This is a genomic window from Loigolactobacillus zhaoyuanensis (genome assembly GCF_003946385.1).
GTDB classification, from domain to species: Bacteria; Bacillota; Bacilli; order Lactobacillales; family Lactobacillaceae; genus Loigolactobacillus; species Loigolactobacillus zhaoyuanensis.
In genome coordinates this window covers 39,664-57,550 of sequence record NZ_RHOE01000011.1, presented here as the reverse complement: position 1 = coordinate 57,550, position 17,887 = coordinate 39,664, and the positions used below count along the sequence as shown (strand labels likewise).

The following is a 17,887-nucleotide window of genomic DNA, read 5'->3' as shown; positions in this document are numbered from 1 at the left end:
AATGGCTAGACATGGTACTCTGGGATTGGGTCATGAAGGCACCTACTCTCTTATTTTCTTGGCGATTATAAGAATAGGTCTTCATGGCCTTTTTGTCTATAGTTGGTCTAGTTCATTGGGTGTTGCACTTCAATTGTAAACTCGGCTAATTTATTCATTTAAAATCCTAAGGAGGAAACAAATATGTTAAAAACTAAATTAATCTCACTTGCAGCAATGAGCGCAATCACAGTCGGAGCTTTAGCGCCAATGACATCAGTTGGAGCAGCAGAAACTGCAAGCTCTGGTATGACTAAAGGTACATTTAATATTACAAACGTAGAAAAAGCTTTGACACTTGATAGCGTACCAAACATGAACTTTGGAACTATTGAATATAATACAATCAAATCTAATACTGCTCCATCAGCAAATTTACAAGCTGCAGCTGGTAGAGTTACTGAGGCGGTACCTAATGATACTAATACAATTGAAATTACTGATACACGTGAATCAGCTCGTACATGGAACTTAACAGCAGTAATGACAGATTTCACTGGTATTGGTGGCCCGATTACTACTAGTGGAATCCAGCTAGCAGGTGATGTAACAGGTACAATCAATAAAGATGTGAGCAGTATCTTACAGAGTTCAGGCAGCGATGATCAAGAACAAGACTTCGAACTAACAACGGGTACAACAGTAAACTTAGATCGTGATGATAACTTATCAACTGATGCAATTGGTGAGACGTTTACATCTGACTTAACTTGGACTTTGGAAGATTCACTCTCATTCTAAACCAATTTAATCTATATCCAGCGAATGGTGTTTATCAGCATCGTTCGCTTTTTTCGAAGCTAAGCTAACACTTAGCGTATAACCGTATTAGTGTAAACGTGGTTAAAAAGGCAGCTTCCTGCACATGCTGTATTTCTTGCGGAACAGTAGGGCTAGTGCGCAGAAACTAATCGCCTTTTTAACCACTCGCTCAAGTAAAACAGAAAGAAGGGCTTTATTGTGAAAAAACAACATCTACTCATGAGTTTGGTCATGCTGGTTGGTGGTTTATTTTTAAGTATTGGTGGACATGCCGATTCGGCACAGGCAGCGAGTGGGGACGGTGCTGGTTTCACGGTCAAGGCCGTTCTACCGGACAACCAAGCCAACAAAAGCGTTTCTTATTTTGATCTGAATGTCGAACCGGGCAAGACGCAGGAGCTACAAGTTGAGGTCAATAACTTGGAGCAAAAGGCAAAGACGTTGAAGGTACAACCGAACACCGCCTTTACCAACAGCAACGGTGTCATTGAGTACAGTAAAGCGAAGCTGAAAAAAGATTCGTCAGCCAAATATACTTTCCGCGAATTAATGAGCAAAACGCAGACAGTGAAATTAGCGGCCGGCGAGAAAAAGACGCTGACCTTTGAATTAAAGGTACCGAAAAATGGCTTCCGTGGCAGCATGCTTGGCGGCTTCTATGTGACCCCAGTCGAAGAAAAATCGGCCGCCGAGGAATCTTCTGGTGGCATGCAGATCAACAATAAATTTGCGATGTTAGTCGGTGTTCATTTGCACGGTAAAGGCACCGCCATGCCGGACCTGAAGTTGAATAAAGTTAAGCCTACCTTACAAAATAAGCAACCAGTTGTTTTAGCTAACTTGCAAAACACGGAGCCCGTTGCTTTTGGTGGTATGACGGTCGACGCTAAGGTGACCAAAAAAGGTGACAGCAAAGTCCTTTACGAACGTAAAAAAGACAAAATGCAAATGGCGCCAAACTCTAACTTCAATTACGCGATCAATATTGACGAACAAGGTTTCAAAACTGGCACTTACACGTTGAAAATGACGGCTAAGGCTGCTGGTAAAACTTGGAATTTCACCCGCGACTTCAAGGTAACGCGGCAGACAACTAAGCTAAATGGTTTAGCGGCTGGTGTGGTACAACCCGATTATACTTGGGCATACGTTGCCGGCGGCGTGGCGCTGATCGTCATTATTGCTGGCTTGGCCTTTTACTTGGGCAAACGGAAAAACAAGAGTGCCTAACAAGGTGCTTAACTTCTGAGCACTAGCATAGGTTGACGAATTATTCACGCAATAGATGATTTGGCAATCGTAGCTAGGCGGAAGCAGTTGCTTTTTTAGACACGTTCCGTAAATTAAGTCGATATTAAAACCTAAAATAATATTGAGACACAATCTGATTATGAAAGGAGGTTTGTTGGTATGAAATTCCCTAAAGTGGCGCTGAGTTTAGGCGTTTTAGCGCTAGGGGCTAGCTTTATTCATGGCAGTCCCACCCAAGCGGCGGCCACCAATGGCGATTCAACGGCGCAATTTCAACTTACTCGTGGTGATCTTGCAACGTTACGCTTGGAATCAGTGCCGCAATTCGAATTTGAGCGCGTGGCGTTGAGTACTATCACCGACCCAACCACGATTCACACGCCGCATACAGTGGTGGAATCAGTGGTCGCGGATAACCGCGGTCATTTAGTGGTGGCTGATGAACGGACGGCGGAAGCACGGGATACTAGCGGGTGGCAGGTTAACGCGCAGCTAAATGTGGTGGCGTTAACTGATGGCGATCATGAATTGGATAATGTGGAGATGTTGATGAATTTTTCGGGAAATGGTGGCTCAGCAATCATCAATGAGCAAGCATCACCTGTTTGGCAAAATAAACCAGCTGGTACTGATGCACGACAGGCGTTTACTCGCGACGTTGACCACGGGCGGCTGATCATCCCACAACAAAGTGATAATACACTTGCTGGGCAATACTCGGCGCACGTAACTTGGACGCTGACCGACTCAATCGAGATGCAGGAGGTGGATCAGTCATGAAACACTTCATATTAGCAGTCTGTGCGCTGTTTGGGCTCGCGGTATTCGCGACCCAGCCAGTTGGTGCAGCCACATCAATGGACAGCCATAACATCTTTGAAATCTATGACGATACTGGCTCTGGTGGCGGTACTGGCGGTACTGGTGGTTCCGGCGGTGGCGACACGGCGGGTACTGGCCAACAAACCAGCACCGGCAGTCAAGCGACGCCAAGCAACTTGGCTACGCGCTCGGCTCGCGGCCAAAGTGGCACTGGCGCTCAACGCATGGGTGTCGGTTCATGGATCAATCAAAAATCTGGCGATCGTTTACCCGCTTTAAACGGGTTATCTGATTTCTGGTTACTATTGTTTGGTATTCAGATCATGGTTATTGTGGCTTTAAGTACAGCAATAATCTGGCAACACCGCCGCGCTCGTGTGGCAGTTGTTAGCAACGAATAGTCAATAAAAAGCGTTTAGTCCGACGAAAAGTCGTGGCTGAACGTTTTTTGTGTTCTGAGTTTTAAAACCTTGCCAGGAAAGTTTGTTTAAGGTACGATGCGGTTAGCTGAATCAAGCGGCATTAGATTTATAATAAAGAATAAGTTGGTTAGTCACTGTTGTGGCATCGAGGAGAAAATTAAAAATGGGGCAAACAATTTTACTGGTTGAAGATGAAGAAAGTTTAATTTCCTTTTTAAAAACTGAGTTGAAGTTTGAAGACTATACAGTGATCGTTGCCCGTGATGGCAAGGAAGCATTGGCACGCTATACGGACGCTCGACAGCAAATTGATCTGATCATACTGGATTGGATGCTGCCGAAGCTTGATGGGTTGGAAGTCATGCGGCGTATTCGTAAAAATGATGATATCCCAATCATTATGATGACCGCTCGCGATTACATTGGCGATAAAGTCGCTGGCCTCGATAATGGTGCTGACGATTACATCACTAAGCCGTTTGAAATTGAGGAACTATTAGCGCGCATCCGAGTTATTATCAGACGTGGGAAAAAGCAAGCCGATCCACCGCAAACCAATTATCAAGTTGCGGATCTGTCGCTAGATACCAAGGCGCGCCAAGTACATCGCGCTGGGCAAATAATCCAGCTGACGCAACGCGAATATAACTTATTATTGACCTTGCTCAAACATCGCGGAGAAGCGCTGACGCGGGATGAGTTGTTGGATCTGGTTTGGGGCATTGATTTTGTGGGTCAACTTAATATCGTGGATGTCTACATTCGTTATTTGCGGAAGAAAATTGATTTTGAAAGTAAACCGCTGATCCATACCGTTCGCGGCGTGGGTTATACGCTGAGGGACGATGATGCTAATGTGGAAAAAACAGAATAAGACGACGACCAGCGCCGCCCAGATCACTAAGGCGTACGCTGGTATTTTAATTTTGATCACGTTGCTGATGAGTAGTTCGATCATCACCGTGGTGGGCTATCGCCTAGTTGCCAATAAGCACGCCGAAGCGCAGTCACTGATGCGCGTTTTGAAGGATTCGATGGTGGGGGATGACCCAGATTGGGTTCGCTGGCGTCGTGAAAGTACGCTGGATACCAGCAATACGTTTGTGCGGGTGGCAACTAATTCGACTGATCAGGCTGCCAAAATATCCTATTCTCCGCGGACTAAAGCTTTTTTAAATGAAAAGTTCCGTTCGTGGTCACTGATCAAAGATGTGCAGTATCGTTCTGAGCAAGGGTTTTATTATCATATTGTTGCGCATGGCCGGCTCAGTCAAGGAGCCAATAAAGGATCAGCGGTTAAATATGAGATTTGGTTAAGTTTAAATAATGTGGTGCGGCTGTTTAAAATCATTCTAGAAACAATCGGTTTGATCGTTATATTCAGTTTTTTAATTGGCCTGTGGTTTATTGCGCGGCTAGCCCGTCGTCTGAACCAGCCATTAGTCGATTTAACCACTGCAACTCACAAGATCAATAATGCGGAAAATATCACGCACCATGAGTCGTTGCCCATTTCGAGCGATCCACAGGAAGTGCATGATCTGAGTATTGAATTCAATCGACTGTTACGTTCGCTTAATAATCAGGTGCTGCGCGAGCACCAATTTGTAGCCGACGCTTCCCATGAATTGCGTACGCCATTGGCCGGCGTGCGTGGGCACATTAACTTGATTCGGCGCCACGGCCAGGAGCATCGGGATATCGTGCCCACATCGCTAGATTATATTGATGCGGAATCGCTACGAATGCAACGCTTGATTGAAAGTTTGTTGCGCTTATCGCGGATGGATCATGTTGATCTGGCGTTGACGTATTTTAATTTAAGTGACTTGTTGGATAAAATTATAACCCGCTATCAGCAACAAATTCCGCAGCAACTGGTGCGGGATCAGCTAAGCGACACCCGTGTTTATGCCAATCAAGATAGCGTGGAACAGATCATCACCGCGTTATTAGATAATGCACACAAATATTCGCCGGCTGAATCGACGATCACGTTTGAAGTCGCTAACGCGGGTGATTGCATCCAGCTTAAAGTGCTCGATCAAGGTATCGGTATCAGTGATCAAGACAAGCCACATGTTTTTGATCGTTTTTATCGCGCTGATCAATCACGTTCGCAGAAAATTATCGGCTCTGGTCTGGGGCTTGCGATCGCTGCTCGCTTGGTAGATTTGAACCATGGCCAAATTACCGTGCAGGATAACGTTCCGCGTGGCAGTTGCTTCATTGTCAGCCTAAATAAGACTAAACCTTGATTCTGAGAATTTTTAAGAATTTATTCAGAAATTATAAATAGACCCCAATTCGATATTAATTACAATTAAGTTGTAATCGAATATTGAATTGGGGTCTTTTTCGTCGTAAAAGGAGGCATGGCTATGGCACGTTTAAAAACATTGCTGGCGCGACCAGGAGTTAAATTTATGTTGCGAACGATTTTTTATTTTTTAGTTTTGTTAGCGCTGGTTTATTTATATAGCTATAGCGGGATCAACAATAGTAAATTTATCTACAATGAATTTTAAACAGCATGATTTGGAGGTCGGGAAATAATGACAGTAGATATTATTAAGGCAATCGATGCGGTTGCCACTAAAACACCCAATGCAGTTGCCTATAATTATTTAGGCCAAACGAATACGTATGCCGAGCTGAAACAGGACTCGGATGCACTAGCCAATTATATTGATGGGCTAAATTTGGCTACTGGATCGCCGATCATGGTTTATGGTGATCAAACTTTTGCCATGATCGCCACTTTTTTAGCCTGTGTTAAGTCAGGTCATGCGTACATTCCGGTGGATCAACATTCACCCAATGAACGGTTATTGATGATTCAGGAAATTGCCCAACCACAGCTAGTCATTGCAGTGAAAACGTTACCGGTTGAATTACCAGAAACTGATATATTAGATGCAGCGCAGTTACAAACTGTTTTTCAGCAAGCTAGCCCTTATCAATTGACTCATGCCGTTAAAAACGACGACAATTTCTATATTATTTTTACCTCAGGAACGACTGGCCAGCCAAAAGGTGTTCAGATCAGCCACCAGAATTTAATTAGTTTTGTCGATTGGATGGTCACTGATTTTGATTTGCCGCAGCGGCCGATCAGCTTGGCACAGGCGCCGTATTCATTTGATTTATCGGTGATGGATCTATATCCGACCTTAGTTATGGGCGGCGAGTTGCAAGTTTTACCAAAAAAAGTCACCGACAATTTTAAAACTTTATTCGCCACTTTGCCTAGTTTAGCTTTAAATGTCTGGGTATCGACGCCATCGTTGATCGATATTATTCTGCTTGAACCTAGTTTTAAGCAGGATAAGTATCCTGAACTGACTCATTTTATATTTTGTGGTGAAGAATTGACCCATCAAACCGCGGCTGAACTAAACCGCCGTTTCCCAGCTGCACAAGTTTTCAACACTTATGGACCAACCGAAGCGACGGTTGCCGTGACCGCTGTAAAAATCACGCCAGCGATCCTGAATGATTATCAGCGCCTGCCAATTGGTTACGCCAAGGCCGATACGACGATTCAGCTTGACCAAGTAAATGCTGAAAATCAGGTTGGCGAGCTGATTATCAGCGGGCCTAGCGTTTCCCGCGGTTACCTGAATTCACCGGAAAAAACCGCCCAAGTTTTCTCGACCGCGAGTCAGCGGGCTTATCGCAGTGGGGACTTAGCGACGATCGACGCAACAGGTTTGATTTTTTATAAGGGTCGTACCGACTTTCAAATTAAACTAAATGGTTACCGAATCGAATTGGAAGAGGTCAATCATTATCTCAACCAACAAGATTTGATCAAACAAGCGGTGGCGGTGCCTAAATATAATCGCCAGCATAAAGTGACCGCATTACTCGCTTACGTTGTCCTAAAAACTAGTGATGATCGGCCTGCATTTGAAGTCACAAAGCAGTTAAAACAACAGTTACAGCAAGAAATGATGGCCTATATGATTCCCCAGCGCTTTGTGTATCGTTCCGCATTGCCACTGACGGTTAATGGCAAAGTTGATATCAAAGCGCTGATTAAAGAGGCTAACGCCAATGATTAATTTACAACCATACAGTAATCCAATGTACTTCGTTTGGCTAGCGGTCGCCTTATTACCGCTGATGATCGGGCTATATTTTGGCAAGCGCTTGGTTGTTTACCAAACGATTATTTCTGGAATTTTCCTACTATTGATTTTCGGCGGTCCAAAGTGGCAGCAAGGACTAGCGCTGATCGGTTATATTATTTTCCAGTTGCTTGTCGTCGGTGGTTATGCGGCTTATAAAAAGCACGCCAACCAGACTTGGGCCTTTGTTAGTGCTGTGCTGTTAAGTATTGTCCCCTTAGTCATTGTTAAGGTTGTCCCAGCAATTGAGGTAGGTCGGCAATCATGGCTTGGTTTTTTAGGGATCAGCTATTTAACCTTTAAATCAGTGCAAATGATCATGGAGACACGTGACGGTACGATCAAAGAATTCTCGCCGGTGATGTTTGTCCGTTTCTTACTATTTTTCCCAACCGTTTCATCAGGGCCGATCGATCGCTATCGTCGTTTTCAGCAGGATTATTTACAAGTACCAACGCGGGAACACTATCTGCAAATGATCGAAAAAGCAGTACACTATCTCTTTCTAGGTTTTTTATATAAATTTATTTTAGGCTATTTGTTTGGCACTGTGATGCTGCCACGACTAGCCCACATTGCGATCATGCAGCGCGCGGCATTCTTTCATAGCGGGATCTCGCTGGCCTTAGTCGGCTATATGTATACGTACAGCATGTATCTCTTCTTCGACTTTGCCGGTTATAGCTTATTTGCCGTTGCCGCCAGCTATTTAATGGGCATTGAGACACCAATGAATTTCAATCAGCCATTCAAAGCGCATAATATTAAGGATTTTTGGAATCGGTGGCACATGACGTTATCATTTTGGTTCCGTGATTTTATTTTCATGCGGCTGACTTTCTTTATTATGAAGCATCATTTGATCAAAAAACGGACGCGAATTCCTCAGGCTGCTTATCTCATTAACTTCCTAATTATGGGCTTCTGGCACGGTGTGACTTGGTATTATATCGTTTACGGTCTTTTCCATGCCGGAGCAATTATCATCAACGATTATTGGCTAGCTTACAAGAAGAAAAATCCGCAGTTGCCGCATAATCGCTGGACCGAGGGCCTCGCAATTTTTATTACTTTTAACGTCGTCTGCTTTAGTTTCTTGATCTTCTCAGGCTTTTTAAACACACTTTGGTTTCAAGCACATTAACTATATAAAATTAAGGGGTAATCAATATGAACACACAACAAGCTGTCATTGAGCTTTTAGAAGATTTGACCGGAACCGATATTAGCAATAACTTAGATGAAAATTTGTTTACTTCAGGCGTCCTCGATTCTATGGCCACAGTTGAGCTACTGCTAGAATTACAAGCAAAATTTGGGATCGACGTCCCCGTGTCTGAATTTGACCGCAGTGAATGGGAGACGCCCAATAAAATCATTGCGAAGGTGGAATCGCTGGCATGAAAGCTAAAGGGAAATTATGGTTGATATTTGGACCAGTGATCATCGCTGCGGGGTCATTGATTTTATTGTTTTCATTACCACTTGGCTGGGGCCATTTTAGTGATCGAACTGAAAGACAGGCGGCAGTCTCATTATCACCAAAAGTTTTTCGCGGCCGCAAAATCAAACAGCAAGCATTAGAAAATAATTATGTCCCTTTTTTTGGATCGTCAGAATTATCGCGGCTAGATGCATTCCATCCCGCGGTTTTAGCCGCCAAATATCAGCGTTCGTACCGGCCATTTTTGTTAGGCGCCGCTGGCTCGCAATCATTGACCCATTATTTCATTATGCAAAATCTGGGATCGCAGCTTAGAGGCAAAAAGGTCGTTTTCATTATTTCACCGCAATGGTTCACCAAACAGGGGCAACGACCTGATGCGTTTGGCTTTTATTACTCACCACTGCAAACAACGGATTGGATCATCCACGCTAAAAATAATACGGCTGATCGTTATGCTGCTAAGCGTTTGCTGCAAATGCCATCCGGACGGGCTAGTCAAACCACGGCCGCCGCGTTGGAAAATATTGCCAACGGTCAGCCAATTTCTAAATTTCAAACAACTGTTTTACGTGCTAAGGAAACCATGTTGTTAAATGAAGATGCCTTATTTTCGCACTTTCAAGCCAATAAAAATTTAGCTAGAGTCGAAAAGAGTGAAAAAGTTTTGCCGGCTCATTATTCGGCGCCACAGCTAAACCAGTTGGCCGCCGAAGTTGGTCGCCGGGAAACCAGCAATAATCAACTGGACATCAAAAATTCATTTTATAAATCACGTTTAAGTGGTCATCGGATGAAAGTGTTGCAGAATTCGCAAACTAGCTTTGATTATCGCCAGTCACCGGAATATAGTGACTTTCAGTTACTCTTAACGCAGTTTTCAAAGTGGCACGTTAATGTTCAGTTTATTATTCCGCCAGTCAATGATCGTTGGGCCAATTACACAGGGTTATCAATGCCAATGATTCGTCAAACCGATCAGAAAATTAAATATCAGCTACAGCAGCAAGGATTTACGCATGTTTTAGACTTAACTAACGATGGTAATGAAAAGTATTTTATGGAAGATACGATCCATCTGGGCTGGCGTGGCTGGTTAAAGGCCGATCAAACCATTGATCCGTTTTTAACCAAGCAACAACCAGCACCTAGTTATAAGATCCAAAATAAATTCTTTGCGAAAAAGTGGCAAACAAGCACCCATATTGAATAAAAGGGGTGGCGCACATTGTTAAAGAAATCTTGGGTAAGCGAAATATTGGTGGTGAGTGTCGTTATTGTGTTGGGCGGAGCCTTACTAAAACACATTACTAATCAGCAGGATCAGGCAGTTGCGCCACCTAAAGTTGTTGCAGTTAAGAATGGTGCCGATCCTAAATTTCAAAATAAACTGGTGCAAATATTAAATAACGATAATTATTCTGGCACCGCCATGATGTACAAGAATGGTCGGCTGGTCGCTAGCTATTATGCTGGCTACGCTGACTACCTAAGCGACAATAAAAATCAGCGCAATACAATGTATGAGATCGATTCGATTCAAAAATCGATCACGGCTGTACTAGTGATGCAGCAAGTGGCGCAGCATAAGTTAGCGTTAACCGACCATTTAAGCCAGTTTTATCCTAGTGTCCCTGGCAGTAAAGACATTACCATTCGACAAATGTTGAACATGACTTCTGGTTTGGTACTAACTGGTCCAGTTGGTCCGCCGATAGCTGAATCCGACACTCAAATCATTCAAAGTGATATTTCACGAGTTCATTATTTGGCGATCATGCATGGTCACTGGAATTATCAAGGAGTTAATTTTAATTTGTTATGCGGCATTTTGGAAAAAATAACGCAGCAAAGCTATCAGCAACTATTCACGACCCAAATTATTCAAAAGCTACATTTGAAGTACACGGAGTTTGCTTATACGTTACCAACTAGTGTCGCAAATGCTACTGGCTATACTGGGCTGATCACGACCCCTAAAGATGCGATTTACACTAAGCCCAGCACAAGAAATCAAGCACTGGAACGAAATGAATTAGGTAGCGGCCAGGTGTATATGAGTGCGGGTGATCTTTACCACGTCGAAAGCGCAATTTTAGCTGGTAAAGTTGTTCCGCTAGCGGCACTGAAACAACTTTATCAAGATGCTTCATATTCCAAATACGCAGCTGGTTTCTACGTGCAACCTAATGTTAAATCAGCTAATGGCGCTGGCTATGGCTTTGAATCATCTATCCACATCAGTCCTAATGGTAAGGATGCGCTAATTCTCCTCAGCAACTATCAAGCGCCACTGTTTAAAACCAAAAGTTTGGCGCAGAAGTTCGATTATCTATTGTTTAATTAAAGCGGCATAAAAAACGCGTTATAGGAGGCTAATTTGACACAATTAAAACAGCATTTGGAAAATAATTTAGTTGCTGTTAGTCGGCAATTAAACAACCGCAAATTTTACCAAATCATGCTAACGTCATTGACAGCCGTTTTTCCTATTGCTGCTGTCGGTGCGTTTGCTGCGTTGATCGATAAAACAATTTTTATACCAACTGGTTTTTTTGAGCAGCTTTACCACGTTAGCAAATGGTTGCCGTTTTATATGCAAGTTGGTAATTTTTGGGCCAGTGTGTCCGTTTTGCTCAATAATTTAGTCGTTGTGTGGCTGACTTTTTTAGTGGCCGCTAATACTGCTAAGTCGAAGCGGCAAAACGCCTGGCTTGCTGGTATTGTCAGCAGTACACTTTTATGGCTATGTAATCAATCACTGTTCACTGAACCACTCAAGAACGGCATGCTGCAACTAACGCTGAGTTTTAATGGTTTGACGATCCACGGTATTTTTGAAGCGATTGTGCTGGGATTCTGCGTTAGTTGGTTTTTAGGCCGCTATACCCGACATCAGCTACTAACCATAACGCTACTAATTTTAGTAGTAGCTGCTATTGCCGCAGGATTGCAGACATTTAGCCCGAATAGCTTGGTGGGGGTGCTGGTGGCGTGGTTTGCTCAAGTGACGGCTAACTGGGGTAAAAATATTGTGCTGCTGCTAGTGCTCGGTTTGATCAGTAATTTCTTGCTGATCCTTGGTATTCCCGGATCGCTTAATCTGGCTGATGGCAGTAATGATGCAATTTTTTCGTTGCAGAATTTAAATTATGCGCTGCAGCACCATCATTTAGCCAACGTTCCTTATCCAGTTAATCTGCATGCACTCTATGATACGTATGCGTTTGTTGGCGGCAGCGGGATGTTACTAGCGTTGTTAATTGCGATTTTGTGGCGTACTCACGATCAACACACGCAGCATACTGCCGCAATTAGTTTTTTACCGACTTTTTTCAATTTGAATTCACCGATTTTGATTGGTATGCCGGTTTTATTCAATCCATTACTAGTGATCCCATTTGTGGTGGCGCCGCTTGTAGCCTGTTTAGTAGCCTGGCTATTCGTTAGTTTACACTGGATGCCAACCGCAGTTTATCCGGTACCGGTAACAACGCCGGGAATTCTGAAAGGCTTTTTAGCAACTGGCGGCAATTGGGTCGCCTTATTGGTCAGCGTGCTTAATCTGGGGCTGGCCACCCTGATATATTTGCCATTTGTAACGTTAAATGATCAATATAACTTAGTTAGTAAAGCTGGCGAACGCTGATGAATAAAAAAAAGTTTTGGCTTAGTGCACTCATTTTATTATTAACGGTGATCCTTGGCTGGTCAGGCTACCAATGGCAAAAACGATCAATCGATTTACAGCAAATGCAATTCCGTTCACCAATGGATCCAATTTTCTTAATTCCTGGCAGCTCGGCGAATCAAAATCGGTTTGACTCACTGGTGACCTTGTTAAATAAAAGCAGTTTGAAACGCAGTCTTTTAAAAGTAACAGTTCAAACTGATGATAGTTTGAAATTTAGTGGCCATCTCAAGCCGGGGGATAAGCATCCGCTGATCGTGGTTGGCTTTGAGAATAATCAGGATGGCTATGCCAATATTAAACGCCAAGCAAAGTGGTTTAGCATCGCGTATGCTAAATTGGCTAAAACCTATCATTTCAACCATTTTTCGGCATTAGGGCATTCCAACGGTGGCCTAGTCTTAACCATTTTTGCGGAGAAATATTTGCCTAAAAATAATACGATCGATCGGTTAATGGCCATTGCCTCACCATTTAATTTGGAAAAAGAGACGACCAAAAGAACAGCATTGCTGAAAGATTTGATTGCCCACAAGTCGAGCTTGCCGAAAAAAATGCGCGTGTATTCAATTGCTGGCACCGAAAATTATGAGGATGACGGAATTGTTCCTTTTATCAGTGTTGATAGTGGTAAATATATTTTTCAAGATCAAGTTGCCAGTTACACAGAGATCATTGTGACTGGCGCGAATACGAATCATTCTGATTTGCCCGAAAATCAGCAGATCGTTAATATCATCCGGCAATATATTTTGCAGGAAGATATTTCAAAAACCATTCGGCAGCAAAATGAACCACAAGCACAGGCACCATGAAATACAGATAAAGTCCCTTGAATAAGGGACTTTTTTGTATGCGACACTCACCAATTTCTCATCGAGTCCACTTTGATACCCCTGACTAAAAGCGTTAAGATGTAAATGTTAACACAATATAGATGGGGGATAATTTAAATGGAACGACATGAACGGGCGTGTACCTCGATTTTAGTTGGTAAGAACGCTAGCTTGGATGGCTCGACACTGATCGCGCGTAACGACGATACTTTTTTGCCAAACACACCGCAACGTTTCTTGGTCCGTCCTGCAGTTAAGGGTCAAAAAAAGACGCTAACTTCTTATTTAAATGGTTTCAAGGCTGAATTACCAGCTGACGCTTATCGCTACCAGGCCGTACCTAACGTTGACTTGGAAAAAGAAGGCGTGTACGACGAAAACGGCTTTAACGAAAAGAACGTCGCTATGAGTGCAACTGAAAGTACTTACGGTAACGAACGGACATTGGCTTACGATCCATTGGAAGTCGATGGTATGGACGAAGATACGATGCAGACCATGGTCTTGCCATACATTGATTCCGCAATTGACGGCGTTAAGCGTTTAGGCGAATTGATCAAGCAATACGGCTCACCAGCAGGCAACAGCGTGCTCTTTAGCGATAAAAATGACGTCTGGTACATGGAGATCGTCACTGGTCATTTATGGGTCGCCCAACGGATCCCGGATGATGCTTATGCAGTTGCTGCTAACCAAGTCGCGATCCAACAAGTCGATTTCAATGATCCAGCTAACTTTATGTGGGCTGACGGCATTCAAGAGTTTGTCGAAACGCATCATTTGAATCCTGATAAAACTGGCTGGAATTTCCGCCATATTTTCGGTACCGATACGGAAAAAGATCGCCATTACAACACACCACGGGTTTGGTTTGCCCAACGTTTCTTTAATCCAGAAATCGAACAAACGCCTGAAAGCTCAGAATTACCATTTATCTGCCATACTGAACATAAAATTAGTGTTGAAGATATTGAATATATTCTTGGATCACATTACAATGAAACGGAATTTGATCCATTGGGCCATGGTAGCGATGCTGATAAATACCGTTACCGCCCAATTGGTTTGAACCGCACGCAAAATTCTCACGTCTTGCAAATTCGCAACGACGTGCCGATCGAGCAGGCAGCAATCATGTGGATGTCCTTTGGTTATCCGGCGTTCACACCGTACGTGCCGTTTTATGGTAACAGCACCGACACTGATCCAAGTTACAGCGAAACACCGCTGAAATTTGATTTCAAGAGTGCTTATTGGATGTATCGGGCAACTTCTGTCTTGGTTGAAAGCCATCACAGCAAGTTTATCGAAGCCAATAATGCATACATGAAGGATGCTCGTGAACAACAACGGCGCTTGATCGATGCAACTGACGCTGCAGCTGCTAAATTAAGCGGTGACGCCTTGACCGATTATTTAACGAAGCAAAATTACGCGATGGTCGCTGACATGCGCCAGCGGACGATGGACTTCATCGGCGAATTAATTATCGACGGTTTAGATTTGTCCAAGCTGACTTTTAATATCGATAAGAACTTGTAAAAAGTTACCGAGCTAGCTAGACCTGCAAGCGTCTAGCTAGTTTTTTTACGCGCATATTTGTAAGCGCTTGAAAAATAGCTGGAACTCGATTAGAATTAGGCGTATAGTTCGCGCAGACACGCGCGTGGTAAGTTAACAAAGACGGAGGAAATTCGTATGGCAAAAGTATTGGCAATCAACGCCGGCAGCTCAACACTTAAGTGGAAGTTATTTGATATGCCGGCTGAAACAGTTGTGGCTGAAGGGCTGATCGATCGATTAGGGTTGGCGGATTCAATTTTTACCGCTAAATATGGCGACGGGAAGAAATTTAAAGTGACCCGCGATATCAAAACCCATGATCTAGCTGCCACCTTATTATTAGAAGAATTAAAAGATTTAGGCATCATTGACCATTTTGAAGAAATCACTGGGATCGGCCATCGCGTGGTGGCTGGTGGCGAAGACTTCAAGGATTCAGTGGTCATTACGGAACAAACGCTGGGCCGAATCGAAGCGCTGGCCGAATATGCACCGCTACATAATCCAACGCAGGCCTACTACATTCGGGTGTTCCAAAAACTATTGCCGCGGGTGATCCAAGTCGCCGTTTTTGACACTTCACTATTTACCGAAATGCCGCAGGAAAATTTCTTGTACAGCATTCCGTACGAATATTATCAAAAATATGGTGCCCGCAAATATGGTGCGCACGGTACTAGCCACCGCTACGTGGCCGCCCGTGCCGCTGAATTGTTAGGCAAGCCACTAAGTGAGTTGAAATTGATCACGTTACATTTAGGCAGTGGTTCATCGATCACTGCTTTTGATCGGGGTCGCGCCGTTGATACCTCAATGGGATTCACGCCGCTGGCAGGGATCACCATGGCGACACGTGCAGGTGACATTGACGTTTCATTGTTACCGTATTTGATGCGTAAATTGCACATCACTGATATGGCGGCGATGATCGACATTTTAAACAATAAATCCGGCTTGCTGGGCTTGTCTCAATTATCGCCAGATCAGCGCGATCTAGAAGATGCTGCGCCGGAAAATAAGCTAGCGCAACAAGCCTTGGATATTTTCGTTAACCGTGTTGTTAAATACATCGGTTCCTATGCAGCAACGATGAACGGCTTGGACGCGTTAGTATTTACGGCGGGCAGTGGTGAAAATGGCATTGAACTACGCGAAAATATTGTGGCACAGCTGCATTATTTCGGTGTCGAACTAGATCCTGAACAGAATCATGTTCGCGGTAAAGAATGTCAAATCAGTACCACCGATTCAAAGGTGACCGCCTTATTGATACCGACTAATGAAGAATTGATGATTGCCCGCGATGTGATGCGCTTAGGCCATAACGACGTGGCATTATAACTGATGATTCATAAGAATCGTACTGTAATTAAGTGCGATTCTTTTTTTGCGTGACTAAATATAACATTTAGCTGGGACTAGACTAAACCGGTGATTTCAAGCAGCTGTAGGCAATTACGGATAAATTAGCCGACATCAAAAAAACGTTTCCACATAAAAATTTGTTCTGAAATTAGAAAAACACGTTTTAAGACTAAATTTACTGTTATAATTTCTAACATTAAGTTAATGTTGAAAGGCGTGGTTCGATGAACACAGCAAACACAGCTTTTATTCTGATAGCGAGTATTTTAGTCTTATTTATGACGCCAGGATTAGCTTTTTTCTACGGCGGCTTGGTTTCGCGGCGTAACGTAGTCAATACGATGTTGTCGGTGTTCTTCATCTGCGGGATCGCCATTTTAATGTGGGTCGCAGTCGGTTACGAGCTATCCTTTCATAGCGATATCGGCGGCTTTATTGGTACGGTGCAGCACTTTTTCTTGGCTCAGGTGAAGTTGGATAAAACACTGGCGAACGGCTTACCCACTGGTGTTTATCTGTTGTTTCAGATGATGTTTGCCATCATTACACCAGCGTTGTTCGTTGGTGCTGTAGTGGGTCGAATTCGCTTTAAATTCTTGCTATGGTTCATTATTTTGTGGTCGATCTTGGTTTATTATCCCATGGTCCACATGGTGTGGAGTGCCAACGGGTTACTGGCAAATTTAGGTATCATTGATTTTGCTGGCGGGACGGTGGTGCATATCAATGCTGGGATCACGGCATTTGTTTTGTCAGCCTTTTTAGGCCGCCGTCATAATTATGGGCAAGCGATCCAGCATTATAATTTGCCGTGGGTGCTACTAGGGACGACGATTTTGTGGATCGGTTGGTATGGGTTTAATGCTGGTAGCGCGCTGGCAATTAATTCAGTGGCGCTGCAGGCGGCGCTGACCACTACAGTTGCTACCGCTACTGGGATGATCGCCTGGATGACCGTGGATATTTTTATGTTAGGTAGACCCACTTTGGTTGGCGTCTGCACAGGCACGCTGTGTGGTTTGGTCGGCATTACTCCTGCGGCGGGCTACGTAACGCTGACCGGGGCTTTTTGGATCGGTATTTTAGCCGTCGCCGCCAGCTATACCTTTATTACAGTATTGAAGCCGCGCATTGGTGTGGACGACGCTTTAGACGCTTTTGGCTGTCACGGCGTTAGTGGTATTATGGGCAGCATCGTTACGGGGCTTTTTGCCACTAAATCAGTTAACGCTAAAATTCCCGAAAATGGGCTGTTTTATGGCGGTGGTTTCAAATTACTTGGAATGCAGCTATTGGGCACGGTGCTAACAATTATTTTTGTTGCCGTGATGTGTGTTGTTTTGATCAGCCTGTTACGGTTAGTGGTGCCGATGCGAGTCGCTGCCGCCGAAGAAGATCTAGGTTTGGATCAGGGTGAACACGGCGAAAGCGTGGATTATTTGGTCAAAAATGATCGTGATTTTCGCAACTATCGCGCTGAATTTAAAGGGCAAATGGCACGACTGCAGCATCATCATAAGTAGCTATGGTAAAATAAAAGCAAAAAAGGCGGCTACTTT

Annotated in this window: 17 protein-coding genes; all 17 read left to right on the top strand. The window is 43.8% G+C overall.

Annotated features, from left to right (window positions below):
- Positions 1-183: 183 nt before the first annotated feature.
- The 17 genes from EKM76_RS04105 to EKM76_RS04025 all read left to right on the top strand — a co-directional run bounded on the left by EKM76_RS04105 (position 184) and on the right by EKM76_RS04025 (position 17,851).
- Positions 184-780, top strand: a complete 597-nt coding sequence (locus tag EKM76_RS04105) for a WxL domain-containing protein (protein WP_125549426.1) — start codon at positions 184-186, stop codon at positions 778-780.
- 219 nt (positions 781-999) lie between these two features.
- Positions 1,000-2,031, top strand: a complete 1,032-nt coding sequence (locus EKM76_RS04100; protein ID WP_125549425.1) for a DUF916 and DUF3324 domain-containing protein — start codon at positions 1,000-1,002, stop codon at positions 2,029-2,031.
- A 180-nt stretch (positions 2,032-2,211) separates the two neighbouring features.
- A complete protein-coding gene (locus EKM76_RS04095) occupies positions 2,212-2,832 on the top strand; it encodes a WxL domain-containing protein (protein WP_125549424.1) in 621 nt (206 codons plus the stop codon).
- On the top strand, positions 2,829-3,275 hold the full coding sequence (locus EKM76_RS04090) for a hypothetical protein (protein ID WP_125549423.1): 447 nt from the start codon (positions 2,829-2,831) through the stop codon (positions 3,273-3,275). Before EKM76_RS04095 ends, EKM76_RS04090 begins: the two co-directional genes overlap by 4 nt.
- A gap of 184 nt (positions 3,276-3,459) precedes the next feature.
- Positions 3,460-4,170 (top strand): response regulator transcription factor, encoded by a 711-nt coding sequence (locus EKM76_RS04085; RefSeq protein WP_125549422.1) that lies wholly within the window; start codon positions 3,460-3,462, stop codon positions 4,168-4,170.
- On the top strand, positions 4,151-5,554 hold the full coding sequence (locus tag EKM76_RS04080; RefSeq protein ID WP_125549421.1) for a sensor histidine kinase: 1,404 nt from the start codon (positions 4,151-4,153) through the stop codon (positions 5,552-5,554). Before EKM76_RS04085 ends, EKM76_RS04080 begins: the two co-directional genes overlap by 20 nt.
- A 123-nt stretch (positions 5,555-5,677) precedes the next feature.
- Positions 5,678-5,824 carry a teichoic acid D-Ala incorporation-associated protein DltX gene (locus EKM76_RS04075; protein ID WP_125549420.1) on the top strand — a complete coding sequence of 49 codons (147 nt, stop codon included), beginning with the start codon at positions 5,678-5,680 and terminating at the stop codon, positions 5,822-5,824.
- Positions 5,825-5,851: 27 nt separating this feature from the next.
- Entirely contained in the window at positions 5,852-7,363 is a 1,512-nt protein-coding gene (gene dltA, locus EKM76_RS04070; protein ID WP_125549419.1) for a D-alanine--poly(phosphoribitol) ligase subunit DltA, read from the top strand.
- On the top strand, positions 7,356-8,573 hold the full coding sequence (dltB, locus tag EKM76_RS04065; protein ID WP_125549418.1) for a D-alanyl-lipoteichoic acid biosynthesis protein DltB: 1,218 nt from the start codon (positions 7,356-7,358) through the stop codon (positions 8,571-8,573). The genes dltA and dltB overlap by 8 nt, the downstream gene beginning before the upstream one ends.
- A gap of 26 nt (positions 8,574-8,599) precedes the next feature.
- The gene (gene dltC / locus EKM76_RS04060; RefSeq protein ID WP_125549417.1) at positions 8,600-8,833 is read left to right on the top strand and encodes a D-alanine--poly(phosphoribitol) ligase subunit DltC; all 234 of its coding nucleotides are present in this window, start codon (positions 8,600-8,602) and stop codon (positions 8,831-8,833) included.
- The gene (gene dltD, locus EKM76_RS04055; protein WP_125549416.1) at positions 8,830-10,086 is read left to right on the top strand and encodes a D-alanyl-lipoteichoic acid biosynthesis protein DltD; all 1,257 of its coding nucleotides are present in this window, start codon (positions 8,830-8,832) and stop codon (positions 10,084-10,086) included. The genes dltC and dltD overlap by 4 nt, the downstream gene beginning before the upstream one ends.
- A gap of 15 nt (positions 10,087-10,101) precedes the next feature.
- Complete coding sequence (locus tag EKM76_RS04050; RefSeq protein WP_225417870.1) at positions 10,102-11,220, top strand: serine hydrolase domain-containing protein; 1,119 nt, start codon at positions 10,102-10,104, stop codon at positions 11,218-11,220.
- Positions 11,221-11,253: 33 nt separating this feature from the next.
- Positions 11,254-12,522 carry a PTS transporter subunit EIIC gene (locus EKM76_RS04045; protein WP_225417869.1) on the top strand — a complete coding sequence of 423 codons (1,269 nt, stop codon included), beginning with the start codon at positions 11,254-11,256 and terminating at the stop codon, positions 12,520-12,522.
- Positions 12,522-13,379, top strand: coding sequence for an alpha/beta hydrolase (locus EKM76_RS04040; protein WP_125549415.1), 858 nt, complete (start codon positions 12,522-12,524; stop codon positions 13,377-13,379). Before EKM76_RS04045 ends, EKM76_RS04040 begins: the two co-directional genes overlap by 1 nt.
- A gap of 138 nt (positions 13,380-13,517) precedes the next feature.
- Positions 13,518-14,942: a C69 family dipeptidase gene (locus tag EKM76_RS04035; RefSeq protein WP_125549414.1), complete on the top strand. Its 1,425-nt coding sequence runs from the start codon at positions 13,518-13,520 to the stop codon at positions 14,940-14,942.
- 156 nt (positions 14,943-15,098) lie between these two features.
- Positions 15,099-16,304 carry an acetate/propionate family kinase gene (locus tag EKM76_RS04030; RefSeq protein WP_125549413.1) on the top strand — a complete coding sequence of 402 codons (1,206 nt, stop codon included), beginning with the start codon at positions 15,099-15,101 and terminating at the stop codon, positions 16,302-16,304.
- Positions 16,305-16,552: 248 nt separating this feature from the next.
- Positions 16,553-17,851, top strand: a complete 1,299-nt coding sequence (locus EKM76_RS04025; RefSeq protein WP_125549412.1) for an ammonium transporter — start codon at positions 16,553-16,555, stop codon at positions 17,849-17,851.
- Positions 17,852-17,887 lie beyond the last annotated feature (36 nt).

What these genes read in the sequence shown, in the direction of transcription:
- EKM76_RS04105 (WP_125549426.1), top strand. Translation starts at nt 184, where the DNA reads ATGTTAAAAACTAAATTAATCTCACTTGCAGCAATGAGCGCAATCACA.
- EKM76_RS04095 (WP_125549424.1), top strand. Translation starts at nt 2,212, where the DNA reads ATGAAATTCCCTAAAGTGGCGCTGAGTTTAGGCGTTTTAGCGCTAGGG.
- EKM76_RS04090 (WP_125549423.1), top strand. Translation starts at nt 2,829, where the DNA reads ATGAAACACTTCATATTAGCAGTCTGTGCGCTGTTTGGGCTCGCGGTA.
- EKM76_RS04085 (WP_125549422.1), top strand. Translation starts at nt 3,460, where the DNA reads ATGGGGCAAACAATTTTACTGGTTGAAGATGAAGAAAGTTTAATTTCC.
- EKM76_RS04080 (WP_125549421.1), top strand. Translation starts at nt 4,151, where the DNA reads ATGTGGAAAAAACAGAATAAGACGACGACCAGCGCCGCCCAGATCACT.
- EKM76_RS04075 (WP_125549420.1), top strand. Translation starts at nt 5,678, where the DNA reads ATGGCACGTTTAAAAACATTGCTGGCGCGACCAGGAGTTAAATTTATG.
- dltA (WP_125549419.1), top strand. Translation starts at nt 5,852, where the DNA reads ATGACAGTAGATATTATTAAGGCAATCGATGCGGTTGCCACTAAAACA.
- dltB (WP_125549418.1), top strand. Translation starts at nt 7,356, where the DNA reads ATGATTAATTTACAACCATACAGTAATCCAATGTACTTCGTTTGGCTA.
- dltC (WP_125549417.1), top strand. Translation starts at nt 8,600, where the DNA reads ATGAACACACAACAAGCTGTCATTGAGCTTTTAGAAGATTTGACCGGA.
- dltD (WP_125549416.1), top strand. Translation starts at nt 8,830, where the DNA reads ATGAAAGCTAAAGGGAAATTATGGTTGATATTTGGACCAGTGATCATC.
- EKM76_RS04040 (WP_125549415.1), top strand. Translation starts at nt 12,522, where the DNA reads ATGAATAAAAAAAAGTTTTGGCTTAGTGCACTCATTTTATTATTAACG.
- EKM76_RS04035 (WP_125549414.1), top strand. Translation starts at nt 13,518, where the DNA reads ATGGAACGACATGAACGGGCGTGTACCTCGATTTTAGTTGGTAAGAAC.
- EKM76_RS04030 (WP_125549413.1), top strand. Translation starts at nt 15,099, where the DNA reads ATGGCAAAAGTATTGGCAATCAACGCCGGCAGCTCAACACTTAAGTGG.
- EKM76_RS04025 (WP_125549412.1), top strand. Translation starts at nt 16,553, where the DNA reads ATGAACACAGCAAACACAGCTTTTATTCTGATAGCGAGTATTTTAGTC.